The 25013-nt window shown below is 55.8% G+C and carries 24 protein-coding genes; 4 read left to right on the forward strand and 20 right to left on the reverse strand.

Going from position 1 to position 25013, the window contains the following annotated elements; genetic code table 11:
• The first annotated feature begins 164 nt into the window (after nucleotides 1-164).
• Nucleotides 165-2987 carry an excinuclease ABC subunit UvrA gene (gene uvrA / locus ACOTXC_RS18535; RefSeq protein WP_015570187.1) on the forward strand — a complete coding sequence of 941 codons (2823 nt, stop codon included), beginning with the start codon at nucleotides 165-167 and terminating at the stop codon, nucleotides 2985-2987.
• Between the two features lie 3 nt (nucleotides 2988-2990).
• Here uvrA and ACOTXC_RS18540 read toward each other — a convergent pair whose 3' ends face one another.
• The 8 genes from ACOTXC_RS18540 to dnaB form a co-directional block, all read right to left on the reverse strand.
• Entirely contained in the window at nucleotides 2991-3344 is a 354-nt protein-coding gene (locus ACOTXC_RS18540; RefSeq protein ID WP_006810472.1) for an MmcQ/YjbR family DNA-binding protein, read from the reverse strand.
• A 2-nt stretch (nucleotides 3345-3346) separates the two neighbouring features.
• Nucleotides 3347-3763, reverse strand: coding sequence for a secondary thiamine-phosphate synthase enzyme YjbQ (locus ACOTXC_RS18545; protein WP_421767892.1), 417 nt, complete (start codon nucleotides 3761-3763; stop codon nucleotides 3347-3349).
• Between the two features lie 112 nt (nucleotides 3764-3875).
• Nucleotides 3876-4589 carry an acid phosphatase AphA gene (aphA, locus tag ACOTXC_RS18550; RefSeq protein ID WP_003860292.1) on the reverse strand — a complete coding sequence of 238 codons (714 nt, stop codon included), beginning with the start codon at nucleotides 4587-4589 and terminating at the stop codon, nucleotides 3876-3878.
• Between the two features lie 258 nt (nucleotides 4590-4847).
• Nucleotides 4848-6041: an aromatic amino acid transaminase gene (tyrB, locus tag ACOTXC_RS18555; RefSeq protein ID WP_022646748.1), complete on the reverse strand. Its 1194-nt coding sequence runs from the start codon at nucleotides 6039-6041 to the stop codon at nucleotides 4848-4850.
• 71 nt (nucleotides 6042-6112) lie between these two features.
• Nucleotides 6113-7126 carry an AAA family ATPase gene (locus ACOTXC_RS18560; protein ID WP_063201894.1) on the reverse strand — a complete coding sequence of 338 codons (1014 nt, stop codon included), beginning with the start codon at nucleotides 7124-7126 and terminating at the stop codon, nucleotides 6113-6115.
• The gene (pnuC, locus tag ACOTXC_RS18565) at nucleotides 7123-7680 is read right to left on the reverse strand and encodes a nicotinamide riboside transporter PnuC (protein WP_032627030.1); all 558 of its coding nucleotides are present in this window, start codon (nucleotides 7678-7680) and stop codon (nucleotides 7123-7125) included. The genes ACOTXC_RS18560 and pnuC overlap by 4 nt, the downstream gene beginning before the upstream one ends.
• A 21-nt stretch (nucleotides 7681-7701) precedes the next feature.
• A complete protein-coding gene (gene alr, locus ACOTXC_RS18570) occupies nucleotides 7702-8781 on the reverse strand; it encodes an alanine racemase (protein ID WP_063150901.1) in 1080 nt (359 codons plus the stop codon).
• A 16-nt stretch (nucleotides 8782-8797) separates the two neighbouring features.
• Nucleotides 8798-10210: a replicative DNA helicase gene (gene dnaB / locus ACOTXC_RS18575; RefSeq protein WP_003860298.1), complete on the reverse strand. Its 1413-nt coding sequence runs from the start codon at nucleotides 10208-10210 to the stop codon at nucleotides 8798-8800.
• A 66-nt stretch (nucleotides 10211-10276) separates the two neighbouring features.
• Between dnaB and ACOTXC_RS18580 the strand changes: the two genes are divergently transcribed.
• A complete protein-coding gene (locus ACOTXC_RS18580; protein WP_421767893.1) occupies nucleotides 10277-11260 on the forward strand; it encodes a quinone oxidoreductase in 984 nt (327 codons plus the stop codon).
• A gap of 185 nt (nucleotides 11261-11445) precedes the next feature.
• Here ACOTXC_RS18580 and pspG read toward each other — a convergent pair whose 3' ends face one another.
• The 4 genes from pspG to ACOTXC_RS18600 all read right to left on the reverse strand — a co-directional run bounded on the left by pspG (nucleotide 11446) and on the right by ACOTXC_RS18600 (nucleotide 14870).
• Nucleotides 11446-11688 (reverse strand): envelope stress response protein PspG, encoded by a 243-nt coding sequence (pspG, locus tag ACOTXC_RS18585; RefSeq protein WP_017382623.1) that lies wholly within the window; start codon nucleotides 11686-11688, stop codon nucleotides 11446-11448.
• Between the two features lie 136 nt (nucleotides 11689-11824).
• On the reverse strand, nucleotides 11825-12820 hold the full coding sequence (gene dusA, locus ACOTXC_RS18590; RefSeq protein WP_069596146.1) for a tRNA dihydrouridine(20/20a) synthase DusA: 996 nt from the start codon (nucleotides 12818-12820) through the stop codon (nucleotides 11825-11827).
• Nucleotides 12821-12902: 82 nt separating this feature from the next.
• Complete coding sequence (gene traF, locus ACOTXC_RS18595; protein WP_421767894.1) at nucleotides 12903-14189, reverse strand: conjugal transfer protein TraF; 1287 nt, start codon at nucleotides 14187-14189, stop codon at nucleotides 12903-12905.
• A 192-nt stretch (nucleotides 14190-14381) separates the two neighbouring features.
• A complete protein-coding gene (locus ACOTXC_RS18600; protein WP_022646741.1) occupies nucleotides 14382-14870 on the reverse strand; it encodes a cupin domain-containing protein in 489 nt (162 codons plus the stop codon).
• Nucleotides 14871-14987: 117 nt separating this feature from the next.
• Here ACOTXC_RS18600 and zur point away from each other — a divergent pair, with 117 nt between their 5' ends.
• Complete coding sequence (gene zur, locus ACOTXC_RS18605) at nucleotides 14988-15500, forward strand: zinc uptake transcriptional repressor Zur (RefSeq protein ID WP_006810484.1); 513 nt, start codon at nucleotides 14988-14990, stop codon at nucleotides 15498-15500.
• A gap of 48 nt (nucleotides 15501-15548) precedes the next feature.
• Here the strand turns inward: zur and ACOTXC_RS18610 are convergent, their stop codons facing one another.
• The 4 genes from ACOTXC_RS18610 to ACOTXC_RS18625 form a co-directional block, all read right to left on the reverse strand.
• Nucleotides 15549-15758: a CsbD family protein gene (locus tag ACOTXC_RS18610; RefSeq protein WP_003860314.1), complete on the reverse strand. Its 210-nt coding sequence runs from the start codon at nucleotides 15756-15758 to the stop codon at nucleotides 15549-15551.
• A 119-nt stretch (nucleotides 15759-15877) separates the two neighbouring features.
• Nucleotides 15878-17215 carry an MATE family efflux transporter DinF gene (gene dinF, locus ACOTXC_RS18615; protein WP_421767895.1) on the reverse strand — a complete coding sequence of 446 codons (1338 nt, stop codon included), beginning with the start codon at nucleotides 17213-17215 and terminating at the stop codon, nucleotides 15878-15880.
• 63 nt (nucleotides 17216-17278) lie between these two features.
• The gene (lexA, locus tag ACOTXC_RS18620) at nucleotides 17279-17887 is read right to left on the reverse strand and encodes a transcriptional repressor LexA (protein WP_003860318.1); all 609 of its coding nucleotides are present in this window, start codon (nucleotides 17885-17887) and stop codon (nucleotides 17279-17281) included.
• A 108-nt stretch (nucleotides 17888-17995) separates the two neighbouring features.
• Nucleotides 17996-18364, reverse strand: coding sequence for a diacylglycerol kinase (locus ACOTXC_RS18625; RefSeq protein ID WP_006810487.1), 369 nt, complete (start codon nucleotides 18362-18364; stop codon nucleotides 17996-17998).
• Between the two features lie 154 nt (nucleotides 18365-18518).
• Here ACOTXC_RS18625 and plsB point away from each other — a divergent pair, with 154 nt between their 5' ends.
• Nucleotides 18519-20939 (forward strand): glycerol-3-phosphate 1-O-acyltransferase PlsB, encoded by a 2421-nt coding sequence (plsB, locus tag ACOTXC_RS18630; protein WP_022646738.1) that lies wholly within the window; start codon nucleotides 18519-18521, stop codon nucleotides 20937-20939.
• 89 nt (nucleotides 20940-21028) lie between these two features.
• Here the strand turns inward: plsB and ubiA are convergent, their stop codons facing one another.
• The 4 genes from ubiA to ACOTXC_RS18650 all read right to left on the reverse strand — a co-directional run bounded on the left by ubiA (nucleotide 21029) and on the right by ACOTXC_RS18650 (nucleotide 24986).
• Entirely contained in the window at nucleotides 21029-21898 is an 870-nt protein-coding gene (gene ubiA / locus ACOTXC_RS18635; RefSeq protein WP_022646737.1) for a 4-hydroxybenzoate octaprenyltransferase, read from the reverse strand.
• A 12-nt stretch (nucleotides 21899-21910) separates the two neighbouring features.
• Nucleotides 21911-22408, reverse strand: coding sequence for a chorismate lyase (gene ubiC, locus ACOTXC_RS18640; protein ID WP_022646736.1), 498 nt, complete (start codon nucleotides 22406-22408; stop codon nucleotides 21911-21913).
• 172 nt (nucleotides 22409-22580) lie between these two features.
• Nucleotides 22581-23507: a maltose operon protein MalM gene (gene malM / locus ACOTXC_RS18645; protein ID WP_271075333.1), complete on the reverse strand. Its 927-nt coding sequence runs from the start codon at nucleotides 23505-23507 to the stop codon at nucleotides 22581-22583.
• Between the two features lie 111 nt (nucleotides 23508-23618).
• Nucleotides 23619-24986: a maltoporin gene (locus tag ACOTXC_RS18650; protein ID WP_032621777.1), complete on the reverse strand. Its 1368-nt coding sequence runs from the start codon at nucleotides 24984-24986 to the stop codon at nucleotides 23619-23621.
• Between the last annotated feature and the right edge of the window lie 27 nt (nucleotides 24987-25013).

Genomic DNA, 25013 nt, shown 5'->3' on the forward strand with positions numbered 1-25013 from the left:
TCCAGAGTTCTCTCGCGGACTCGACATTGTTACACAGTGAATCAGAAAATGCATTCCAATACTGTATATTCAAACAGGTCATTTTGTGTCATAATTAGCCGTTTCTGACAGCCGTTTGTCCTTCAAACAAATCAGGCAATCCGTGTTCCAACCGGGAAAGGTGAATGGATAAGATCGAAGTTCGGGGCGCCCGCACCCACAATCTCAAGAATATCAACCTCATAATCCCTCGCGACAAACTCATCGTCGTGACCGGGCTTTCGGGGTCTGGCAAATCCTCACTGGCTTTCGACACTTTGTATGCCGAAGGACAGCGTCGTTACGTTGAATCGCTCTCGGCGTACGCGCGTCAGTTCCTGTCGCTGATGGAAAAACCGGATGTCGACCACATTGAAGGGTTGTCTCCTGCTATCTCCATTGAGCAGAAATCCACATCGCATAACCCGCGTTCTACGGTCGGTACCATTACCGAAATCCATGACTACCTGCGTCTACTGTATGCGCGCGTGGGCGAGCCGCGTTGTCCGGATCATGACGTTCCGCTGGCGGCCCAGACCGTCAGCCAGATGGTGGATAACGTGCTGTCTCAGCCGGAAGGCAAACGCCTGATGCTGCTGGCGCCAATCATTAAAGAGCGTAAAGGTGAACACACCAAAACCCTGGAAAACCTGGCAAGCCAGGGCTATATCCGCGCCCGTATCGACGGCGAAGTGTGTGACTTGTCAGATCCACCAAAGCTGGAGCTGCAGAAGAAGCACACCATTGAGGTGGTGATTGACCGCTTTAAGGTGCGTGAAGATCTCGCCACACGTCTCGCGGAATCGTTCGAAACGGCGCTGGAACTCTCTGGCGGTACGGCGGTGGTCTCCGACATGGACGACCCGAAAGCGGAAGAATTGCTCTTCTCCGCCAACTTCGCCTGCCCGATTTGCGGCTACAGCATGCGCGAGCTGGAACCGCGCCTGTTCTCGTTCAACAACCCAGCGGGCGCGTGCCCGACCTGTGACGGCCTCGGCGTTCAGCAATATTTCGACCCGGACCGCGTGATCCAGAACCCGGAGCTGTCGCTGGCGGGTGGCGCCATTCGCGGCTGGGATAAGCGTAATTTTTACTACTTCCAGATGCTGAAATCGCTGGCAGAGCACTATAAGTTCGACGTTGAAGCCCCGTGGGCCAGCCTGAGCGCGAACGTACATAAAGTGATCCTGTTCGGTTCCGGCAAAGAGAACATCGAGTTCAAGTACATGAACGATCGCGGTGACACTTCCGTGCGTCGCCACCCGTTCGAAGGGGTGCTGCACAACATGGAGCGCCGCTACAAAGAGACCGAATCCAGCGCGGTGCGCGAGGAGCTGGCGAAGTTCATCAGCAACCGCTCCTGCGCCACCTGCGAGGGTACACGTCTGCGTCGCGAAGCGCGTCACGTGTTTGTCGAAAACACGGCGCTGCCGACCATCTCAGACATGAGCATCGGCCACGCGATGGACTTCTTCAACAACCTGAAGCTCTCCGGCCAGCGCGCGAAAATCGCTGAAAAAGTGCTGAAAGAGATCGGCGATCGCCTCAAGTTCCTCGTGAACGTCGGCCTGAACTACCTGACGCTTTCCCGATCGGCTGAAACGCTCTCCGGCGGTGAAGCCCAGCGTATCCGCCTGGCGAGCCAGATTGGCGCGGGCTTAGTCGGCGTGATGTACGTGCTGGATGAGCCGTCTATCGGCCTGCACCAGCGCGACAACGAACGCCTGCTCGGCACGCTGGTTCACCTGCGTAACCTTGGCAACACGGTGATTGTGGTTGAGCACGACGAAGACGCCATTCGCGCCGCAGACCACGTGATCGACATCGGCCCGGGCGCTGGCGTGCACGGCGGACAGGTGGTGGCAGAAGGGACGCTGAAAGACATTATGGCGGTGCCCGAGTCGCTGACCGGCCAGTACATGAGCGGCAAGCGCAAAATTGAAGTGCCAAAACAGCGCGTGGCGGCGAACCCGGAAAAAGTGCTGAAGCTAACCGGGGCGCGCGGCAACAACCTGAAAGACGTGACCCTGACGCTGCCTGTCGGGCTGTTTACCTGCATCACCGGCGTGTCCGGTTCCGGTAAATCGACGCTGATCAACGATACGCTGTTCCCGATTGCGCAGACGGCGCTGAACGGCGCGACGCTGGCCGAGCCTGCACCGTACCGCGACATTCAGGGGCTGGAGCATTTCGACAAGGTTATCGATATCGATCAGAGCCCGATTGGCCGCACCCCACGTTCCAACCCGGCGACCTATACTGGCGTCTTTACGCCCGTCCGTGAACTCTTCGCGGGTGTACCGGAAGCGCGTTCGCGCGGCTACACGCCAGGACGTTTCAGCTTTAACGTGCGCGGCGGCCGCTGTGAAGCGTGCCAGGGCGACGGCGTAATCAAGGTTGAGATGCACTTCCTGCCGGATATCTACGTGCCGTGCGACCAGTGTAAAGGCAAGCGCTATAACCGCGAAACGCTGGAGATTAAGTACAAAGGCAAGACCATCCACGAAGTGCTGGATATGACTATCGAAGAGGCGCGCGAGTTCTTTGACGCCGTCCCTGCGCTGGCGCGTAAGCTGCAAACCCTGATGGATGTTGGTCTGACCTATATCCGTCTGGGGCAGTCAGCGACAACGCTGTCCGGTGGTGAAGCGCAGCGCGTGAAGCTGGCGCGTGAGCTGTCCAAACGCGGAACCGGTCAGACGCTGTATATTCTGGACGAGCCGACCACCGGCCTGCATTTTGCGGATATCCAGCAGCTGCTGGACGTGCTGCACCAGCTGCGCGATCAGGGCAACACCATCGTGGTGATTGAGCACAACCTGGACGTGATTAAAACCGCGGACTGGATTGTCGATCTCGGCCCGGAAGGCGGCAGCGGCGGCGGTGAAATCCTCGTCTCCGGTACGCCAGAGACCGTTGCAGAGTGCGAAGCCTCGCACACCGCGCGCTTCCTTAAACCGTTGCTGTAATCGTTACACGGAGAGCTGCTGTCGGATCGTTTCCGGCAGCAGTTCTACCGCCTGTTGATACGACGCATCTACCAGGTAGTAAATTTGCGAATCTGGCAGCGAGCCGTCGAGAAACACCGTACTCCAGTGTGCTTTATTCAGATGCTTGCTTGGCCTGACATCATCGTGCTGCTGGCGCAGTAAGTCGGCCAGTTCAGGACTGGTTTTCAGCGATGCCGCAGGACGTCCCTCCACCTCTTTTACCATCGCGAACAACACATCACCCACTTTGATCTGCGTGGCTTTCCAGTCGCTGTGAACGCTCTGTTCTGCGCCCGGCTTGCTCATGCAGTACTGAAGTATCTCCGAAATTGTCATCTTTATTCCCCTTGTAGCGTTGCGATAATTTTACGCGAACCACCGTGAATGCGATGTTCTCCCAGCCAGATCCCCTGCCACGTTCCCAGCAGCAGCCGTCCGTTGTGGACCGGCAGCATCAACGAGACGCCCAGCAAAGAGGATTTGATGTGCGAAGGCATATCATCCGCCCCCTCGTAATCATGGTCATACGGGGCGTTATCCGGGACGGTTTTCAGAAAATGCCGCTCCATGTCAGACCGGACGGTGGGATCGCAATTTTCATTGAGCGTGAGAGAAGCAGACGTGTGCTGAAGCAGCAGATGCAGCAAACCCGTTTTGACGCGCGACAGGTCGCGGATTTGCCCGATGACTTCGTCCGTCACCAGGTGAAATCCGCGTGGTTTTGCGCTTAAGATCAGGGTCTGTTGATACCACATGTGCTGCTCCGTGTTGAAAGATGAATCTTTCTAAGTGTGCAGCAAGAAAGCGAAAGGTAAAACCCGCGCGGCGAGATTTGCTTAAAAAAGCATTCACCCCGCCGTTAATGCATCAGTATTCGGAGTTAACGATCACCTCTTCACCAAATTTTCCGGCCATTGGCAGCGGCCGGTAGGTGGAGTTCGAGGCGCGTAACACCCGGATGCCTCTGGCTCCCACATCGTGCGCCGCGGTGATGTCGTTATCTGAATCACCGTAGAACACCTTGATATTTTTCTTTTCCAGCCACTGGGTTTTGGTGTTTTGCCCTTCCTGGTCCCCGGCAAAAATGACCGGATTCATGCTGGCCGCCGGGATCAGAAAATCATCCTGTAGCGTTTTCGAGACGGTTTCGGTTTTGGTCTGGCTACGTCCTGTCACGAAGTAAATGCTGTCGCCGCGCTTTACGTGCATGGCGATCAGCGCGCGGGCAACCTCTTTCGGGATACTGAACTCATCCCAGCCGTTATTCATCTTTTCCCAGAATTCCGGGTTTTTCAGATAGGCTTCGCTGTCCGGGGAGTACGTTTTTTTGCCGCGCCAGAAACCGGGGCTGGAGAAGAGAACGGTATCGTCAATATCGAAGCCCACGGCCATCGGCGGGCGACCCGTCAGGCTGTTTTCGATTTGTGCCACTGAAACCCAGTGAATGGGGGCCTGTTCGGCAAGAATGGCGGCGGTGGTGCCGGTGTAAAGCGGCGTGGGTGCAGAAGCCCGCGCAACAACGGTACTATTAAGCGAGAACAATAAGCAGGCGGCGCTGAGCGCCAGTGTGATCTTGCGCATGTTTTCCCCTGAATATTCAGTTTGTTATCTTTTTATTTTGAGCGAATGGTCAAAAACTATCCGACCATAACCCCAGCGGGAGGGGAAGAAAAGGAGTTTTTGCTTATGAAGCTGAATAAAAAGAAGACGATCACAAAGTGTGGATGAGTGATGTAGGCCCGGTAAGGCGCAGCCGCCACCGGGCAAGATTTTCTGCGGCCTGATGCCCTCACCCCAGCCCTCTCCCACAGGGAGAGGGAGATAATAAGTAGTGAGTACTTACATCACAGCTGCAAACGCCTGCGCCACGCGCTGGACGTTGCCAGCATTCAGCCCCGCCACGCACATACGGCCGCTGGCGATCAGGTAGACACCGAACTCTTCGCGCAGGCGATCGACCTGCGCTGCGCTCAGTCCGGTATAGCTGAACATCCCGCGCTGCTTGAGAAGATAATCAAAGTTATGTCCAGGCACGGCCTCTTTCAGGACGTTAACCAGCTCCTGACGCATCGACAGGATGCGCTTACGCATGCCTTCCACTTCCGCAAGCCAGGTGGCTTTCAGCTGATCATCGCCCAGTACGGTCGCGACCACCTGCGCACCAAAATTCGGCGGGCTGGAGTAAATACGGCGGACCGTCGCTTTCAGCTGACCGAGTACGCGTCCCGCGGCTTCGGCGTCTTCACACACCACGGACAGACCGCCGACGCGCTCGCCGTAGAGGGAGAAGATTTTTGAGAAAGAGTTGCTGACCAGCGCAGGCAGACCCGCGCTGGCAATCGCACGAATGGCGTAGGCGTCCTCCTCCATGCCCGCCCCAAAGCCCTGATAGGCGATGTCGAGGAACGGGATCAGGTTACGCGCCTTCAGTACCTCGATCACCGCATCCCACTGGGCATTGGTGAGGTCCGCACCGGTCGGGTTATGGCAGCACGGATGCAGCAATACGATACTGCGCTCCGGCAGGGTGTTCAGTTTTTCCAGCAGCGCATCAACGCGTACGCCGTTGGTTTCGCTGTCGAACCATGGATAGGTCGCAACCTTAAAGCCCGCGCCTTCAAAGATGGCCACGTGGTTTTCCCACGTCGGGTCGCTGACCCACACGCCGGAATCCGGGAAGTACTTTTTCAGGAAATCTGCGCCTACCTTCAGCGCACCCGAGCCACCCAGCGTCTGGATAGTCGCCACGCGCTTTTGCGCGAGCACCGCGTGATCCGCACCAAACAGCAGCGGCGCAATGGTATTACGGTAGGTATTTAACCCTTCCATCGGCAGATAAAGCGAAGCCCCGTGCGGGGTTGCGTTAAGACGCGCTTCGGCTTCGGCAACGGCTTTCAGTTGAGGAATGATGCCGTCCTCGTTGTAATAAAGACCGATGCTGAGGTTCACTTTGTCGCTGCGAGGATCTTCTTTGAAACGCTCCATCAAGGAGAGGATAGGGTCGCCGGCGTAGGCGTCTACTTTCTGAAACACGCGATGTTCTCCGGATTGTTATGAGGCAGGATTTTCAACAATAAACCGGAAGCAGGAGAAGGTCGAGAAGGTTATGAAAACCGTTCCTGGATATGCCCACGAATTTGTTCGATACGCTCAGACGTCGACCCTGTGACGCGTAAATACGGGATGTTTCGGCGCGCCAGTTCAGCGATATACCACGACTGCTGCCTGCGGCGAAACGCCGCGCCTTGCCTGGTACCGTCCTGTACAAAGGGAAATTCATCGCCGCACAGTACAACCAGCGAGTAGTCCCGCCCGGCTAAGTCGTGCAGCGCCTGAGGCGCCGAGCCATACTGGTCGAGGGTATAAAACAGCGTGGTTAAGGGCGACGTATCACAAATCAGATAAGGCGCCGTGCTGGCTGCGTCCTCACGCCGCACCTGCTCGCGCGCAATATGCAGGAGATCGTCGCATTCCAGTACTCCGTTCTTTTCTTCCCAGTATTCGCGCCCGAACTCAGCGACATAGGGCGCGTTAAGCGCTGCTGCCAACGCCCGGGAAAGCGTGCTTTTGCCCGTCGACTCGCCGCCCAATAAGCAAATTCGAAAGACAAAACTCCGGTAAACCTCCGCCGAGAGCATCTCGCGGTAGCGATGAACATCAGAGCGAATAAGCGTGCCTGAGGGCGCATCAGGGCCCTCCGGGCGCTGAAGCCGCACGTGCGTGACCGGTTTGCCAAAACGCTGGCTTAATACGCGGGCAAAGCCATCGCCGTAATCCTCCGCAGTGAATACGGCGTCCGGTCGGCAGTGAAAGAAGCGTTCGCATAGGGTAGCCACGTAGTGTCGGTGGCGATCGGCATCTGCGTCGTTGGGCGGCGGCGGTTCAATATCATGGCCCGCCGCGATCTCTGGCGAAAACACCAGGTGACGACACCGCGGGAAACGCGTCTGTAACCACTGAAGGCGCTTTTCGGGTTCGCACCCCGGCATTTCCGGTAGCGAATAGCTGATGATAAATACCGTCTCGCACCGGGCAAGCGCAGCGTTGATAAGCAATTCATGTCCTGCGTGTAAGGGCGCGAACTTGCCGACAATCAGACCCTCTGCGTAAGGTTTCATCGCGCGCGGATCTCCTTACGCCATTGATATAAACCGTGCCAGGCGTTAAACCAGAACACCAGATACAGAACCGCGGTCAAATGCAGGCCCCTCATCGCATACAGCGGCACGGCAAGGGTATTGACGGCAAGCCAGACGTACCAGTTCTCCAGGCGTCGGCCCATTAGCATGAACTGCGCCAGGATGCTGAAGGTTAAAATAATGGAGTCCAGCCAGGGCGCCCAGGCGTTGGTATACCGATGCAATAAAAGCCCGTACAGCGCCGCTACTGCCACGGCACAGGCCAGCAGAAGGAGAAAATGTCTGGGGTGGGTTCGCCGCACCGGCAATACCTCTCCGCGGTTTCCTTTCAGCCAGTGCACCCAACCCGTTATGCTCGTGATAATGAAAAAGAGCTGTAGGGTAACATCAGCATAGAGCTGCACTGAATAGAAGACCCAGGCGTATAGCCCGCTGCCGAGAATACCGATCCACCACGTGTTGATATTGTTTCTGGCCGCCAGCCAGACAGAGAGCGCATAGGCCAGACAAGCAGCCATTTCAGATGGTGACATATCCCTTCCCGGATACTGTGATTAGTCGACGTATTTCATCGCTACCCTTGAGGTAAGGCGCGTGATAAGTTCGTAAGCACTCACTTTTGTTATTTCAGCAATACGCTCTACCGGCAGGCCTTCGCCCCACATCACCGCATCGTCCCCCGCTTTATCCTGCGCGTCGGGTCCCAGATCGACACAAATCATGTCCATCGCCACACGGCCGACAATCTTCACTTCGCGACCATTGACCAGTACCGGCGTACCCGTTGGCGCGGCGCGCGGATAGCCGTCGCCGTAGCCCATCGCTACCACGCCAAGCCGCGTGTCGCGCTCACTCGTCCAGGTGCCGCCGTAACCTACCGGCTCGCCTGCTTTGTGCTCACGCACGGCAATCAGCTTTGAAACCAGCGACATCACCGGCTTAAAGCCGAAGTCCGGTCCCCAGGGTTTGTTCTCAAGCGGAGAAACGCCATACAGGATAATCCCCGGACGCGCCCAGTCGAAGTGCGACTGCGGCCACAGCAGAAGGCCGCCGGACGCCGCAATGGAGCGCATCCCCGGTTTGCCTTCGCAGAAGGTGGTGAAGATATCAAGCTGCTGTTCCGTTGCGCCGCATTCAGGCTCATCGGCGCGGGCAAAGTGGCTGACGATATTCACCGGCTGACGCACGTTCTTGCACTGGCACAACCGCTGATAAAACGCTTCGGCATTCTCCGGGCGCACGCCCAGGCGGTGCATGCCCGTGTCGAGCTTCATCCACACGGTGACCGGCTCGCTCAGTTCGGCCGTTTCCAGCGCGGCCAGCTGTTCTTCGTTATGCACCGCCGTCTGCAGGTGCTGATCGGCAATGGTCGGCAGGTCCGAGGCTTCAAAAAAGCCTTCGAGGAGCAGAATCGGTTGCGTAATTCCACCTGCGCGCAGGCGGAGAGCTTCTTCGAGACGGGCGACGCCAAAAGCGTCGGCATCGGGGAGCGTTCGCGCGGTCTCAAGAAGACCGTGTCCGTAAGCGTTCGCTTTCACGACTGCAACGAGCTTACTGGCGGGCGCCAGTTCTCGCAGACGTTGCAGGTTGTGTCGCAGAGCGCGGCGGTTAATCACAACAGTTGCCGCTTGCATTTGAATTCCTTAGAAATTACTCATCATCATATTGAGGACCGGCATAGTTGTCGAAACGCGACCACTGGCCGTTAAAGGTCAGACGTACCGTACCGATGGGGCCGTTACGTTGCTTACCAATAATAATTTCGGCGATCCCTTTCAGATCGCTGTTCTCGTGATAAACCTCATCACGGTAGATGAACATGATTAAGTCGGCATCCTGCTCGATGGAGCCGGATTCACGCAGGTCGGAGTTGACCGGGCGCTTGTCTGCACGTTGTTCCAGAGAACGGTTTAGCTGCGACAGCGCCACCACCGGCACGTGCAGCTCTTTGGCTAACGCTTTGAGCGAGCGGGAAATTTCGGCAATCTCCAGCGTACGGTTGTCGGAAAGCGACGGAACGCGCATCAGCTGAAGGTAGTCGATCATGATGAGACCGATACCACCGTGTTCACGGGCGATACGGCGCGCGCGGGAGCGCACTTCCGTCGGCGTCAGGCCGGAGGAGTCATCAATATAGATGTTCCGTTTTTCCAGCAAAATCCCCATGGTGCCGGAGATCCGCGCCCAGTCCTCATCGTCGAGCTGACCGGTACGGATGCGGGTCTGATCCACACGCGACAGGGATGCCAGAGAACGCATCATGATCTGTTCTGAGGGCATCTCAAGACTGAAGATAAGAACCGGTTTATCCTGCAACATCGCCGCGTTTTCGACGAGGTTCATCGCAAATGTCGTTTTACCCATCGACGGACGCGCCGCGACGATAATCAAATCCGATGGCTGAAGACCTGCCGTTTTCTTGTTGAGATCGTCATAACCGGTGTTCACCCCCGTCACGCCATCGTGCGGCTGCTGGAAAAGCTGCTCAATACGCGCAACGGTGGCGTCGAGCACATCGGCGATGTTTTTCGGGCCTTCGTCTTTGTTCGCACGGCTTTCGGCGATTTTAAAGACGCGGGACTCGGCAAGATCAAGTAGATCTTCGCTGGTGCGCCCCTGGGGATCGAAACCGGCCTCGGCGATCTCATTCGCCACCGAGATCATCTCGCGGACAACGGCACGTTCACGGACGATATCAGCGTAAGCGCTGATGTTCGCGGCACTTGGCGTGTTTTTTGACAGTTCTGCCAGATAGGCAAACCCGCCGACACTGTCGAGCTGTCCCAGACGCTCCAGCGATTCTGCGAGTGTAATCAGGTCGATCGGGCTGCCCGACTCCTGCAAACGCGCCATTTCAGTAAAGATGTGGCGGTGCGGGCGGGTATAGAAGTCTTCCGCAACAACGCGCTCGGCGACGTCGTCCCAGCGTTCGTTATCCAGCATTAAACCGCCCAACACCGACTGTTCCGCTTCAATCGAGTGCGGCGGGACTTTTAACCCGGCGACCTGATAATCACGTTCACGGGGTTCAGTCTGTTTGTTGAAGGGTTTGTTTCCTGCCATAGTGAATGGAGTTACCGAGATAAAGAGTGGGTCGAAAGATTACCATAATTTTCTAACGGAGGGAGCATGGCAACACGCATTGAGTTCCAGAAACATGGCGGGCCAGACGTACTGCAAGCCGTGGAGTTTACCCCCACGGCACCTGGCGAGAACGAAATCCAGGTTGAAAACAAAGCGATCGGCATTAACTACATCGATACCTATATTCGCGGCGGTCTCTATCCGCCTCCGTCGATGCCGAGCGGACTGGGCACCGAGGCGGCCGGTATCGTCAGCAAAGTGGGCAGCGCGGTTAAGCACATTAAGGAAGGCGATCGCGTGGTGTACGCGCAGTCGGCGCTGGGCGCTTACAGCTCCATCCATAACGTTCCGGCCGAGAAAGCGGCGCTTCTGCCAAATGCGATCGGCTTCGAGCAGGCTGCCGCCTCATTCCTGAAAGGGCTGACGGTCTATTATCTGCTGCGCAAAACCTACGAAATTAAGCCTGACGAGCAATTCCTGTTTCACGCAGCCGCAGGTGGCGTAGGGCTGATTGCCTGCCAGTGGGCGAAAGCCCTGGGGGCGAAGCTGATCGGCACCACAGGCAGCGCGCAAAAAGCGCAGCGCGCGCTGGACGCGGGCGCATGGCAGGTGATCAACTACCGGGAAGAGAGCACCGTTGAGCGGCTGAAAGAGATCACTGGCGGCAAAAAGGTACGCGTGGTGTATGACTCGGTGGGGAAAGACACCTGGGAATCTTCGCTGGACTGCCTGCAACGTCGCGGGCTGATGGTGAGCTTCGGTAACGCCTCCGGGGCTGTCACCGGCGTGAACCTGGGCATTCTGAATCAGAAAGGGTCACTGTATGTCACCCGCCCTTCCCTGCAAGGTTACATCACCAACCGGGAAGAACTTGAGGAAGCCAGCAACGAGCTGTTCTCGCTGATCGCCAGTGGGGTGATCAAAGTGGATGTGGCAGAAGCGCAGAAATATCCGCTGACCGATGCGCAACGTGCGCATGAGGTGCTGGAGAGCCGGGCAACCCAGGGCTCAAGTCTGTTAATTCCCTGAGCCATAAAAAGAAATTGGGCTTCCCATGGGAAGCCCTTTCTTTTTTTTAGTTCGGCTGTATGTAGGGTACAGCTCGATGAATTCTTTAGCGGCAGCCATAGTGACAGATTCGATAAGTAAATCCTATTCTGTTCTAAAGATTGCTGCCGGAAAAGTTGCAGGTATGTGACGTACCCCTCAATACCTTAGTAACGGAAGCGGTTATTACGCTGATAAGTCGGCAGTTTTGGTGATTTAATCGCCCGTATGGCCCATACCACCGCAATCGCCAGAAGTAACCACGGCAAGAGTTTAATCGTCAGGGCAAATAATCCGCCGACAAACATCACCACCGTGGCCACAACGAGCGCGGCCAGAATACCGAGCAGCGACACGCCCGTGACCATCAGCATGATAAAGAAGCCAATCACAAAAAGTAGTTCCAGCATGGTGCTCTCCCACGAGTTCCCGAATGATGCTGCGATCATTACAAGAATCATGCCAAAAATAAGTTGTTGTTCTGAAAGCAAAACGCCCCGCAATGTGTTGCAGGGCGTGGCGTATTTGACCATCTTTTAGCGAAATTTAACGTTTATCCGCAACCAGACGCAGCGCGTGTTCCAGTACCTCAATATCCGCACCGGCTTTATGCGCGTTCTCGCTGAGATAACGACGCCACTGGCGCGCACCAGGAATGCCCTGGAACAGGCCAAGCATATGGCGGGTAATGTGGCCCAGATACGTACCATGACTCAGCTCGCGCTCAATGTACGGATACATGGCGCGCACTACGGCCACGGGATCGGTGTCAGCACCCTCAACGCCAAAGATTTCCCGGTCAACCGTCGCCAGAATGCCCGGATTCTGATACGCCTCGCGTCCGACCATCACGCCATCCATATGTTCGAGGTGCGCTTTGGCCTCGTCCAGCGACTTAATACCGCCATTGATCGACATGGTCAGGTGTGGGAAGTCGCGTTTCAGCTGGTACACGCGCGGGTAGTCCAGCGGCGGGATCTCGCGGTTTTCTTTCGGGCTGAGGCCTGAGAGCCAGGCTTTACGGGCGTGGATGATAAACATCTCGCATTCACCCTTCCCTGATACCGTGTTGATGAAATCACACAGAAACTCATAGCTGTCCTGGTCGTCTATGCCGATACGGGTTTTGACCGTGACCGGGATAGAGACGACGTCGCGCATCGCTTTGATGCAGTCCGCCACCAGGTGCGCATTTCCCATCAGACACGCGCCGAACATGCCGTTTTGCACACGGTCGGACGGACAACCGACGTTGAGGTTAATCTCGTCATAGCCGCGTTCTTCGGCCAGCTTCGCGCACTGCGCCAGCGCAGCCGGATCGCTGCCACCGAGTTGCAGCGCAACCGGATGCTCCTCTTCGCTGTACGCCAGATAGTCGCCTTTGCCGTGAATAATTGCGCCGGTAGTGACCATTTCGGTGTATAGCAGCGTATGGCGGGAGAGCTGACGCAGGAAATAGCGGCAATGTCTGTCCGTCCAGTCGAGCATTGGCGCAATGGAGAAACGGTGTGCAGAGAAAGCGGTCTGAAATTCTGACGACATGGCGAACTTTTAAGCATCTGGTGGAAAAGGGGCGCTACTATAGCACAAAGAAAAGCCGGAGGCGCAGCGCCTCCGGTGTACTTTAGAACGTCATGCTCAACTGCGCCCCTGCGCCCCAGGTCTCGTCTTCGCCATAAAGCCCCATCAGGTCAACATGGACGGAGTTGAACGGCGCAAAACCGACACCGCCGGTAAAGACGTTGCTGTCGTTCCCCTTCATATCCGCACGATAACCGGCGCGCACAGCCAGCCAGCTCAGCGGCGTGACTTCAGCACCAATGCCGGCGTATTGGGAGGTATCTTCGCTTTTAAAGCCCTTGGTTTCGGTCAGATCGCCATCCGCGGTCAGCGTGACCAGATCGTTGTGCCAGGCGGCCCCGGCAGTGACCAGCGGACGGATCTGATAGGTGTCTTTATAACTCACCACCTCTCCTGTGCGCCCGTTGCGAATGCGGATATCTTTGGTATCGATATCGCGCGACATCAGGTTTTGCCCGCTCACGCCGACCGTCCAGTTTTCACCGAAATCAGCAGCAATACCGGCATCGACGTTGAAGCCAGTGTCGTCGGTACGGTAGCGGCTGTCGTTCCACTTATTACTGTCGTAATCGTAGATTGAGGTGGTGTAGTTATAGAGCCAGGTTTTTTGCAGCTTCGGCGTGACGCCAACGGAAACCGGAACGCCGCCAAGATCGAACTGACGGGCCACCGCAATACCGTAGTCGGATACAATCGCCGCCCGACCAGACGCCGTAGAGTTAAGGTTTTTGGTGATCTGATCGGTACCGTTTAGCGCGGCATCCAGCGCCACACCGGCAGCCACCGCATCGCTTCGTTGTATACCGCGCAGATAATCAATGTCCTGCTGATCGATTGAAGAGCTGACGCGGCCATGTGCATAGCCTTTTGCCATAAAGGCCACGGAAAGAATATCGTTAGGGATACTGACGGCAATCCCCGCCCCTGCGGTGGCGTGTGCGGTCTTGCCTTTCAGGTAGTCCAGTTCATCAGCGAGATCTTTCGCTGCGCCCTGGAACTGATTGATCGAACCTAATGGATTGGTGATAACTTCAATGGGGGTCAGACTATCAACCACATCCTTGTAATGATTGATTTTGTCGTTAATGGTATCAATCTCGTCCTGAAGATTGTCTTCATCGGTCACCTGCACGCCAACGGACGGCAAAATGACCGTCACATCATCATCTGGCTTAGATTTTGCCAGTAACGCGGGGTTGATTAACGCCCCGCTGCCATAGCTCCCTGCCGCGACACCCGTTCCGCCCATTGCGTCGCTACGCGCTTCCGTCCAGGTATTGGCTGCTCCCGCCTGATTTGCCATAAAAAAGGAGACAGCAATGCTAACCATCGAAAATTTAAAATGTTTTTTCACAGTGTGCTCGTAAATAGTTTGTTATTAGTTAACCCTGTCTGTTATCACCCAAACAGGAACGAACTATTGCTGTGAATAAGTACAAAAAGACCCGCTATTTCCCTAAGTTAAATTCCATCCCGGCCTGTTCTAATGTGTGACGACCATCAATATTTATAGAAGAGGAAATTATTTTCGCCCAGGTTTTCCATCGTGCGGGCCAAAAAACTGAGGCGGATGGTCTACCCAGTGGTCTTCGCGCGTCACGGCATACACCGGATTGAGGGGATAGTAGATGCGGTTATGTTTTTTATTAGCCTCACCCACCACCAGTAAGCGCACCTCTTCATCGGTGTTGTTGATAAAGGTATGGCACACGCCCGTGCCGGCAGGAAATCCCACGCTGTCTCCGGGTTCAAGCTTCCACAGATAACCATTGATCCAGGCCTCAGGGTAACCCTCCAGAACGTAAACAAACTCCTCTTCGTCGCTTTCCGCATGCGGATAAGAAGTACGGCGTCCGGGCGGCAGCCGTTCATGGTGAATACCAATGCGGCCGAGACCCAGCTTGCGGGCCAGCGGCGCGCCAATAGAAAACCGTTCATTGCTGTCCGGGTACGTTGCGTCATCGGCGCCTTCCACGTCCCGCCAGTGCCGAATACAGTCAGGTCTTTTCATCATGCGATCTCCCGATTTGCGATGCGTCAGGTATAGCACAGCCTGGCGGATCTCGGTGTTTTTAGCAGAACATGATAAAGTGAGGGTTTTCACCCCTTACCACATCCGAGGTGCCCGATGGACAAGTCCACAAAAGAGCTGTTAGCGCAAGCTGAAAAGCTCTGTGCGCAACGCAATGTGCGCCTGACCCCGCAGCGCCTTGAGGTACTGCGTCTGATGAGCCTGCAACAGGGTGCCATCAGCGCTTACGATCTGCTCGACCTGCTGCGTGAAAGCGAGCCGCAGGCAAAACCGCCGACCGTCTATCGGGCGCTGGATTTTCTGCTGGAGCAAGGGTTTGTGCATAAAGTGGAATCAACAAACAGCTATGTGCTGTGCCATCTTTTTGACCAGCCTACTCACACGTCCGCCATGTTTATCTGCGATCGCTGTGGCGTGGTGAAGGAAGAGTGTGCGGAAGGTGTGGAAGATATTATGCATACGCTGGCAGCCAGAATGGGCTTTGCGCTGCGCCATAACGTGATCGAAGCCCACGGCTTATGTTCTGCCTGCGTGGAGGTGGAGTCATGCCGTCATCAGGATGCCTGTCAGCACGATCACTCTATCCTGGTGAAGAAAAAGCCGCGTTAAGGCCAAAGAAAAAGGCGGCTCATGGCCGCCCTTTGGGGATAGTGCCGGTTACCAGCGGTAGTCGTTACGGGTTTCCCAGTCTTTGACTTCGTTTTCCGCCTGATCTTTTTCGTAACCGTAGCGCTCCTGGATTTTACCTACCAGCTGATCGCGCTTACCTTCAATGACGGTCATATCGTCATCTGTCAGCTTACCCCACTGTTCTTTCGCTTTACCTTTGAATTGCTTCCAGTTGCCGCCGATTTCATCTTTATTCATAATCGTGTCCTCGTGTTAAGCGTCTATGAGTATCGTCCGCTTCGTTCTTTTCTGCTGGACGTGATTATTATTGTAGTTAAGGATTCGGCATTTATTTTTATATTCGGAATCTTTAACCGTTACGATATATCGTGCGGGGCTGGAAACCAGGTCTTGTTTCGCCAGTGACGACGCCAGATAACGGCCAGCGAAAGGCCACGCAGTGAAAGAAACACCGCCAGCGCGAGCCACAGACCATGATTGCCGAGATACGGCAAGGTCAGCAGCGTCAGGCCGAACCCCGCCGCAGCGACGGCCATGCTGTTGCGCATCTCCGCCCCGCGCGTCGCACCAATAAACATGCCGTCCAGCAAATAGCACCACACGCCCACCACCGGTAATACTACCTGCCAGAGGATGTAGCGATCGGCCAGCTCACGTAGCGCGGGCAACGAGGTGAGAAGCGCGACAATATGCCCGCCAAAACAGGCGTAAACCAGAGCAAAGACCAGCGCCACCAGACCCGCCTGACGACAGGCAGCACGCCAGACTTCGCGTAACTGGCCGCTTTCACGCGCGCCATAAGCCTGCCCTGAATGCGCCTCGACGGCGTAAGCAAAACCATCCAGCGCGTAAGCGGTAAAGGTCAGTAACGTCATGAGCACTGCGTTGACGGCGACGATCTCAGGCCCAAGACGGGCACCAAAAACGGTTAATGCGCCGAAGCAGAGTTGCAGCAGAAGCGAACGGAGCATGATGTCGCGATTAAGCGCCAGCAGCTTACGCATATTGCCGCGCCAGGCCGATGTCAGCAGATCCAGGGTGATACCGCGCATCGCCAGCACGCGCCAGACCATCCCCAAACCGATCAGCAGCGTCCCGTACTCGGCAATTGCCGTAGCCAGCGCCGCGCCCCGGACGTTCATGTGCAGTCCCATCACCAGCCAGAGATCGAGCACAATGTTAAGCAGGTTGCCCACCACCAGCAGGATCACTGGCGCGCGGGCGTACTGCACGCCCAGCAGCCAGCCCAGAAGGACCAGGTTTGCCAGTGAAGCGGGCGCGCTGAGCCAGCGAATTTCGAGAAACCGCCGGGCTTGTTCCAGTACGGCATCGCTGCCGCCTACAATATGGAGCGCAAGATCAATCAGCGGCGTACGCAACAGAACGATTAACGCGCCAGCACCGAACGCCAGAATGAGCGGCTGAACCAGCGCACGCGCCAGACGCAGGGGATCTTTTGCACCATACGCCTGGGCCGTAAGGCCTGTCGTACTCATGCGCAGAAAAAGTAGCAGCATAAAGAGGAAGCTGGTCGCCGTTGCGCCAATCGCGACGCCGCCCAGGTAAATCGGCGAATCCAGATGCCCGATAACTGCCGTATCCACCAGCCCCAGCAGAGGAACGGTAATATTGGAAAAAATCATCGGTAGCGCAAGACGCCACAACGCCTTATCGGCAGAAGTTAGCAATGCCATGGAAATTACCGGAATCAGAAAACAGGCCAGGCTGTAGAGGAACTACAGCCTGTCAGGAAGAGATTACAGCCATTCACCGTTGCGGATAACGCCGACCGCCAGCCCTTCAATAGAGAAGCTCTGCTCGCGGAGATCCACCACAATCGGGGAGAATTCATTGTTTTCAGGCAGAAGCTGCACGGTATTGCCTTGTTTTTTCAGGCGCTTAACCGTCACTTCATCATCAATGCGCGCCACCACGACTTGCCCGTTACGCACGTCCTGCGTTTTGTGTACCGCCAGCAGATCGCCATCCAGAATACCGATATCTTTCATGGACATTCCGCTAACGCGCAGCAGGAAATCGGCGCTCGGCTTGAACATGCCTGGGTCAACCTGATAGTGCCCTTCGATGTGCTGCTGCGCCAGCAGAGGTTCACCTGCGGCTACGCGGCCCACCAGCGGAATACCGCTCTCTTCTTCCACCAGCAGACGGATGCCGCGTGAGGCGCCGGAAACAATCTCAATCACGCCCTTACGCGCAAGCGCCTTAAGGTGCTCTTCGGCAGCATTAGGAGAACGGAAGCCCAGACGCTGCGCAATTTCTGCACGCGTGGGTGGCATACCCGTCTGGCCGATATGATCCCGAATGAGATCAAACACCTCTTGCTGCCTGGTCGTTAACGCTTTCATACCGCCCCCTGGGTGTATATACAGTTATGCTGTGAGTATATACAGTCAAAGGCGATTTTGGAACCAAAAACTGCACAAAAAACCAGGGACTTAATTATTCCTCGAGGCTCATCGGAAATGCGACCAAAGTAGCGTGACCCAGGTGATCGCCGCCGTGATAATCGACAGCAGTACGGCAGCGGAACCCATGTCTTTCGCCCGGCCAGACAGTTCATGGAATTCCGACCCGATTCGGTCAACAACGGCCTCAATAGCGCTATTCAGAATTTCCACTATCATCACCAGAAGGACAGATCCGATGAGCAGTACGCGGGTGATAGCATCAACATCAAGGAAGCAGGCGATGACAACGGCAACGATTGCGGCAACCGCTTCCTGGCGGAAAGCGGCTTCATTAACCCATGCGGCGCGGAAACCTTTCCATGAATAACCGGCAGCTTTAATGATTCGAGTTAACCCAGTGGTATTATTGGCCATTAAAAGAACCTTTTATGATAAATAGCGTCAGTAACTAAAGCCGCAGCGCGTTTTGCTGCGACCTGAAGTATGACGGGTAACAACAGAAATTTTGCGCGCTTTCTGTTATCCTTGCGCCGCAATTGCATTATTAACCAGAGGCTTTACATCGTTTATGTCCGGCTGGCCACGAATTTACTACAAATTACTTAATTTACCATTAAGCGTACTGGTAAAAAGTAAGTCTATCCCAGCAGAACCTGCGCTGGAATTAGGGCTCGATACGTCGCGCCCTATTATGTACGTTTTGCCTTATAACTCGAAGGCAGACCTGCTAACGCTTCGCGCTCAATGTCTGGCGCACGATTTACCTGACCCGCTTGAACCGCTGGAAGTCGACGGTACGCTGCTGCCGCGCTACGTGTTCATCCATGGCGGACCGCGCGTGTTCACCTATTACACGCCGAAAGAAGAGTCCATTAAGCTGTTCCATGATTACCTCGATCTGCACCGCAGCAACCCCGATCTGGACGTGCAGATGGTGCCGGTGTCGGTGATGTTTGGCCGTCGTCCGGGGCGTGAAAAAGGGGAAGAGAACCCGCCGCTGCGTATGCTCAACGGCATTCAGAAATTCTTCGCCGTCTCATGGCTGGGACGCGACAGCTTTGTTCGCTTCTCGCCTTCCGTTTCACTGCGCCGCATGGCGGATGAACACGGTACTGACAAAATCATTGCGCAAAAGCTGGCGCGCGTTGCGCGTATGCACTTTGCACGTCAGCGTCTGGCGGCCGTTGGGCCACGTCTCCCGGCGCGTCAGGATCTGTTTAACAAGCTGCTGGCTTCCAAAGCGATTGCCCGTGCCGTAGAAGACGAAGCGCGCAGCAAGAAGATTTCGCACGAGAAAGCGCAGCAGAACGCAATCGCGCTGATGGAAGAGATCGCCGCAAACTTCTCCTACGAGATGATTCGTCTCTCTGACCGTATCCTCGGTTTCACGTGGAACCGCCTCTATCAGGGGATTAACGTCCACAACGCCGAGCGCGTGCGTCAGTTAGCGCATGACGGCCACGAGATTGTCTATGTGCCCTGCCACCGCAGCCACATGGACTACCTGCTGCTCTCTTACGTGCTCTATCACCAGGGCCTGGTGCCGCCGCATATTGCTGCCGGTATCAACCTGAACTTCTGGCCAGCAGGTCCGATTTTCCGCCGTCTGGGTGCGTTCTTCATTCGTCGTACCTTCAAGGGTAACAAGCTCTACTCCACCGTTTTCAGGGAGTATCTGGGCGAGCTGTTCAGCCGCGGTTATTCCGTGGAGTACTTTGTTGAAGGCGGTCGCTCCCGTACCGGTCGTCTGCTCGATCCGAAGACCGGCACGCTGTCGATGACCATTCAGGCCATGCTGCGTGGCGGTACGCGTCCTATTACGCTGGTGCCTATTTACATCGGTTATGAACACGTGATGGAAGTGGGCACCTACGCGAAAGAGCTGCGCGGTGCGACCAAAGAGAAAGAGAGTCTGCCGCAGATGCTGCGTGGTCTGAGTAAATTGCGCAATCTCGGTCAGGGCTACGTGAACTTTGGCGAGCCCCTGCCCCTGATGACATATCTGAACCATCATGTTCCGGAGTGGCGCGAGTCTATTGATCCTATCGAAGCGGTACGTCCGGCCTGGCTGACGCCAACGGTCAACGGCATTGCATCCGAGCTGATGGTACGCATCAACAATGCTGGTGCGGCAAACGCCATGAACCTGTGTTGTACCGCGCTTCTGGCCTCTCGCCAGCGTTCACTGACCCGTGAACAGCTGACCGAGCAGATTGATTGCTATCTGGATATCATGCGCAACGTGCCGTATTCCGTGGATTCGACCGTGCCGTCTGCCACCGCCAGCGAATTGATCGATCACGCGTTGCAGATGAACAAGTTCGAAGTCGAGAAAGATACGATTGGTGACATCATCATTCTGCCGCGCGAGCAGGCCGTGCTGATGACCTACTACCGTAATAACATCACGCACATGCTGATGCTGCCGTCACTGATGGCAGCCATTATTACCCAGCACCGCCGTATTTCGCGTCAGGAGCTGCTGCGCCATATTCAGGCCATCTATCCGATGCTGAAAGCGGAGCTGTTCCTGCGCTGGAGTAACGATGAGCTGGCGGCAGAGCTCGATAAAATGTCCGCAGAGATGCGTCGTCAGGGGCTGATTACCATCAGTGATGACGAACTGCATATCAATCCGTCACGTTCCCGAACCTTGCAGCTCCTGGCTTCCGGTGCGCGTGAGACGTTGCAGCGCTACGCCATTACCTTCTGGTTATTGAGTGCTAACCCGTCAATCAACCGCGGTACGCTGGAAAAAGAGAGTCGGACGCTGGCCCAGCGCCTGTCCGTTCTGCATGGCATTAACGCCCCGGAATTCTTCGACAAAGCGGTATTCAGCTCCCTGGTGCTGACGCTGCGCGACGAAGGTTACATTAGCGATACGGGCGATGCTGAGCCGGAAGAGACGATGAAGGTTTACCAGATGCTGGCAGAGCTGATTACCGCGGATGTGCGTTTAACGATTGAGAGTTCGACGCAGGGCGAGTGATGTTAAAGCCGGGTGGCGCTAACGCTTACCCGGCCTACATATTCTGCTAAATCGTAGGCCGGGTAAGGCGAAGCCGCCACCCGGTTTTTTTATGACCAGTAACTCATCGCCAGCCCCATAAACAGCACCAGCCCGACGTAGTTATTATTCAGAAACGCTTTAAAGCAGGCTTCACGCTCGCGCTTCACGATCAGCTTCTGCTGATACGCAAACAGCAGACCCGCCACCAGCACGGACCAGTAAAACTCCCAGTTCAGCCCGTTCAGGCGACCAATCGCCACCATCAGCGCCAGCACCGCCACCTGCAATATGCCGATGATCAGTTTGTCGTGACGGCCAAACAGGATCGCCGTCGATTTGATGCCAATCTTGAGATCGTCATCGCGATCGACCATCGCGTATTGGGTATCGTACGCAACGGCCCAGAGAATATTCGCCAGGAACATCAGCCAGCAGCTGAGCGGAACGGACTCGCTGACCGCGGCAAACGCCATGGGAATCGACCAGCCAAATGCCGCACCCAATACCACCTGCGGCAGATGGGTGTATCGCTTCATAAATGGGTAGACCCAGGCCAGCGCCAGAGCAGCGACGGACAGCAGAATGGTCATGGTGTTAAGGGTTAACACCAGCATGAAAGAGAGAAGCACCAGCACCACAAACAGGATGCGCGCCTCTTTCCCGGTCACCTGACCGCTCGGCAAAGGACGATTCGCGGTGCGCTTAACATGTCCATCAAATTTCCGGTCAGCATAGTCGTTGACCACACAGCCCGCAGCGCGCATCAGCCAGACACCCGCCACAAACACCGCCAGGATCCACAGCGGCGGTACGCCCGGCGTGGCAACCCACAGCGCCCATAAGGTCGGCCACAGCAGCAGCAGCGCGCCAATGGGTTTATCAGTACGCATCAGGCGGTGATAGGCCAGCAGCTTATTCTGCGTCAGACTCCACTCCATTTTTTCTCCCTCTTAGTACAACGGCGATGCAGGCAAAAAGAGTTCCGTCAGTATTAACGGCTTGCCACTCAAACGAAGGCGGGAACGGCGCCCCCACAAATCGGCATCGCAACCAATTTCAATAAAATCACGGGTCAGTTCAGACGAGGTGAACAGATATCGCCCCAGCGGCGTTTTGCCGAGGCGTTGCAGTGCAAGCTCCGGCCCGGAAAGTGTAGACTCAGGAACCACCGTTCGCCCGGCAAGCCACGGCTCGCCATCCGCACAGAGTAAAATTTCACGCAGCCAGTAGCGTTCTTCCTGCGGCAGCAGCGGCAGCTCGCTGGCAATCTCCGCAGGCGAGACAAACCCTTCCTGAATCATCGTCACCGTGACTGTTTTACCCTGTTGCTCAAAACGTTTTGTCATGGAATCTTCCAGCAGCAGCCAGTCCAGCTGTTCCGGGTCAAGCGCAGGGATGTGGTCGAAATAGCGTAGCGCACGCAGCTGCGTTAGCGCGGGGTGTGACATGCCAGACTCTCCGATACATAACGTAAAAGCATTGTATCGCAGATTGGCAAAATGAGGACGGACAAACAGAATTTAACGATCACTATCGCAACAAAGGTGCAACTTAGCCAAAAAAAGTGCGCCCGCGAAGGCGCACCAAACGACTAACAAAATCAGCACTGTGGGGAGACGGTTACCCCTTGCCTTTTACACTGCTGATAAAGGTGGAACGGGCAGTGGTTGAACCTAAACGCTCGGCTTCATCAAGCAGTTTCAGCGCTTTATCGACATCGCCGTTTTTAACTGCCTGCTTGATGGCGTTGTTAAAGTAAGTTTCAGTATCGTTAAGCACCGGCTCGGCTTTTTTCGCCGGGGCCGGGGCTGCGGCTGGCGCGGCATACACAGGCGCGGCAGTATTACCCACCGTTACCGGACCCGGGCCAGATGAGCCAAACAGTGGGCCTACGAGTACGCTGGAGCTGCTGTTGGTTTTCACCTTCAGCTTAAGCAGGCCGTCGGTGGTATGGCGCGCAATCGGATCGGGAATATCGGGAATGGCGTTACCAACCCCTTTGGCATAGGCTTTTGCCGGATCGAGCAGAGTGGTGGTTTGCTGCAAATCTTTTTCAGTGGTGAAGACCAGTACGTAGAGCTTTTGCTGCCCGAGCGCCGGGGTCAGACGCATTACCCCTTCCAGGCGGTCCGCGCTCATTACACCCGGCTCTTGATAGGTAAAATAGCTGCTGGGGAAATAGGCGGAAGGCGTCATGTTCTGATCGAGGATCAGAACGTTCGGCGCAAAAACGCTGGTCTGTTTGTTAACTTCACTGGATAAAGTCAACGTTAGCTCACCGATATTAGCCGGTACGCTATAGGCGGCTACCGGCCCGGTAATGCCAGCCACATTGAGCTGTTGGCCACCCGTCGCAAGCTGTGTGCTCTGCGTTTTGGACTGATCCACCGGCGTCCAGGTTAATTGCTGTAGAGCGGCTGTCGGAATGGCAGGCGCTGCGCTGGTATTCTGCGGGACATAATTGACGTCAGCGAGCGTAACGCCAGGCACACAGGCCAGCAGACCCGCTGACAGGCACAGCGCGACGAGATTTTTCTTCATTTTCATTGTTATCACCTCAGAAAGCGTAAGCACTGCGGTGGCCAGGCAATAGCGCGCAGTACCTCAGGAATTGAGGGGCTTTCGCCCCCCAGATTACATCGTCAGATCAGGATGCGGTTACCACCAGATTTCCATCTGGGCGCCGAAGGAGAACTCATCGTCATCGCCGCGGCTGGTAGAGAATCGACCGTTACCGGTGGAGTCAGAGATCGCGTAACGGGTGGCATCGCCGTTACCGTTCTTCGCGTAGCCCCATTTCTCATCCCACTTCGCGTAGGTTGCGAAGACACGGATGGCCGGACGAGACCAGATGCTGTCGCCAGCCTGCCACTGTTGCGCCAGGGTGATTTTGTACTGGCTGTTGCGATCGCCGGTTTCCTGGGATTTGACGTTGTCGTAGCCCACTTCCAGCAGGGTGCTCATGATTGGCGTCCATTTGTACATCGGACGTACACCCACGGTCCACCAGTCACTCCCCTGGTTATCATCCATGTCGAGTTTCTGGTACATACCGACATACATCAGGTCCCACTTGTCGGCCAGGGTGATTGCACCGTGGTCCAGAATGCGCCAGAGGCTGCCGTTGTTGTTAATCACATCGTTGGCGTAGTTGGTCGTCGTGCCATCAGGATTCGTGATGGTAAAGCTGGAAGAACCATAGGAACCCTGGCTCAGACCTTTACCCTGCGTGGTCATTGAGTCCATCGCATACTGCAGCACAAACTTGTTGTAGCCTTTCAGCATGCTCTGGGTATGTTCAGCGGTGAACATCCAGCCATCTTTCGACGCGCCGTCGGCAAGATCATAGCCGTCGGTCGTGTTCGCGCGGCCATAATCCACACCCAGTTCCAGCACGCCGTCCGGGTTAGTTTCCAGGCCCGCTAAACGCACGTCAAATACGTCGTTCGCGGTATCTTTGGTACGGTCATAGATGTTCTGGCTGCTGAAGGCATAAGAACCGCCAGCTTCCTGGGAACGCGTCGCTGCCAGAGACAGTTTACCGAAGCCCAGATCGATGTTTTCAATACCGGCACCAGGACCAGAGATATCCCAGTAGTAGAAGTCGATCATGTGTACGTCATGACGCTGATAGAAGCGCTTACCGGCCCAGATGGTAGAGCCAGGCAGCCATTCAATCAGGTTTTTACCCTGCACGTTAGCTTCACGGAACGCCGGATCGGTACCTTCCCAGTCATTCTGCTGTGCCACGGAGTACGCTACGTTGGTGTCGAAATAGAAGCTCTTGTCGCCTTCTTTCCACACTTCCTGGCCCAGTTTCAGTTCGGCGTAGGTTTCACATTCGTTACCGAGACGGTATTTACTTTGTGCGCCTGTTGCCTGGAAACATTGTTGTTCACCGCCACTACCCGTCCAGCCGATACCAGAACGAGCATAACCATGGAAATCCACTGCCAGTGCCTGAGCAGACATTACGCCCGCTGCGACGGCAACTGCCAAAGGAAGTTTGCGCAGAGTAATCATTATTCTATCTCCTGAGATCATTGCTTTTCT

This window comes from Enterobacter cloacae complex sp. IR5428, assembly GCF_049238585.1.
In the GTDB taxonomy this organism is placed as follows: domain Bacteria; phylum Pseudomonadota; class Gammaproteobacteria; order Enterobacterales; family Enterobacteriaceae; genus Enterobacter; species Enterobacter intestinihominis.

Excerpts from the sequence above, each read along its gene's own strand:
- aphA (WP_003860292.1), bottom strand. The coding sequence starts at position 4,589 with ATGCGCAAGATCACACTGGCGCTCAGCGCCGCCTGCTTATTGTTCTCG.
- malM (WP_271075333.1), bottom strand. The coding sequence starts at position 23,507 with ATGAAAATGAAGAAAAATCTCGTCGCGCTGTGCCTGTCAGCGGGTCTG.
- pnuC (WP_032627030.1), bottom strand. The coding sequence starts at position 7,680 with ATGTCACCATCTGAAATGGCTGCTTGTCTGGCCTATGCGCTCTCTGTC.
- traF (WP_421767894.1), bottom strand. The coding sequence starts at position 14,189 with ATGGTTAGCATTGCTGTCTCCTTTTTTATGGCAAATCAGGCGGGAGCA.
- ubiA (WP_022646737.1), bottom strand. The coding sequence starts at position 21,898 with ATGGAGTGGAGTCTGACGCAGAATAAGCTGCTGGCCTATCACCGCCTG.
- plsB (WP_022646738.1), top strand. The coding sequence starts at position 18,519 with ATGTCCGGCTGGCCACGAATTTACTACAAATTACTTAATTTACCATTA.
- ACOTXC_RS18625 (WP_006810487.1), bottom strand. The coding sequence starts at position 18,364 with ATGGCCAATAATACCACTGGGTTAACTCGAATCATTAAAGCTGCCGGT.
- lexA (WP_003860318.1), bottom strand. The coding sequence starts at position 17,887 with ATGAAAGCGTTAACGACCAGGCAGCAAGAGGTGTTTGATCTCATTCGG.
- pspG (WP_017382623.1), bottom strand. The coding sequence starts at position 11,688 with ATGCTGGAACTACTTTTTGTGATTGGCTTCTTTATCATGCTGATGGTC.
- dusA (WP_069596146.1), bottom strand. The coding sequence starts at position 12,820 with ATGTCGTCAGAATTTCAGACCGCTTTCTCTGCACACCGTTTCTCCATT.
- uvrA (WP_015570187.1), top strand. The coding sequence starts at position 165 with ATGGATAAGATCGAAGTTCGGGGCGCCCGCACCCACAATCTCAAGAAT.
- ACOTXC_RS18545 (WP_421767892.1), bottom strand. The coding sequence starts at position 3,763 with ATGTGGTATCAACAGACCCTGATCTTAAGCGCAAAACCACGCGGATTT.
- ACOTXC_RS18610 (WP_003860314.1), bottom strand. The coding sequence starts at position 15,758 with ATGAATAAAGATGAAATCGGCGGCAACTGGAAGCAATTCAAAGGTAAA.
- ubiC (WP_022646736.1), bottom strand. The coding sequence starts at position 22,408 with ATGTCACACCCCGCGCTAACGCAGCTGCGTGCGCTACGCTATTTCGAC.
- dnaB (WP_003860298.1), bottom strand. The coding sequence starts at position 10,210 with ATGGCAGGAAACAAACCCTTCAACAAACAGACTGAACCCCGTGAACGT.
- dinF (WP_421767895.1), bottom strand. The coding sequence starts at position 17,215 with ATGGCATTGCTAACTTCTGCCGATAAGGCGTTGTGGCGTCTTGCGCTA.
- alr (WP_063150901.1), bottom strand. The coding sequence starts at position 8,781 with ATGCAAGCGGCAACTGTTGTGATTAACCGCCGCGCTCTGCGACACAAC.
- ACOTXC_RS18540 (WP_006810472.1), bottom strand. The coding sequence starts at position 3,344 with ATGACAATTTCGGAGATACTTCAGTACTGCATGAGCAAGCCGGGCGCA.
- zur (WP_006810484.1), top strand. The coding sequence starts at position 14,988 with ATGGACAAGTCCACAAAAGAGCTGTTAGCGCAAGCTGAAAAGCTCTGT.
- ACOTXC_RS18600 (WP_022646741.1), bottom strand. The coding sequence starts at position 14,870 with ATGAAAAGACCTGACTGTATTCGGCACTGGCGGGACGTGGAAGGCGCC.
- ACOTXC_RS18560 (WP_063201894.1), bottom strand. The coding sequence starts at position 7,126 with ATGAAACCTTACGCAGAGGGTCTGATTGTCGGCAAGTTCGCGCCCTTA.
- ACOTXC_RS18580 (WP_421767893.1), top strand. The coding sequence starts at position 10,277 with ATGGCAACACGCATTGAGTTCCAGAAACATGGCGGGCCAGACGTACTG.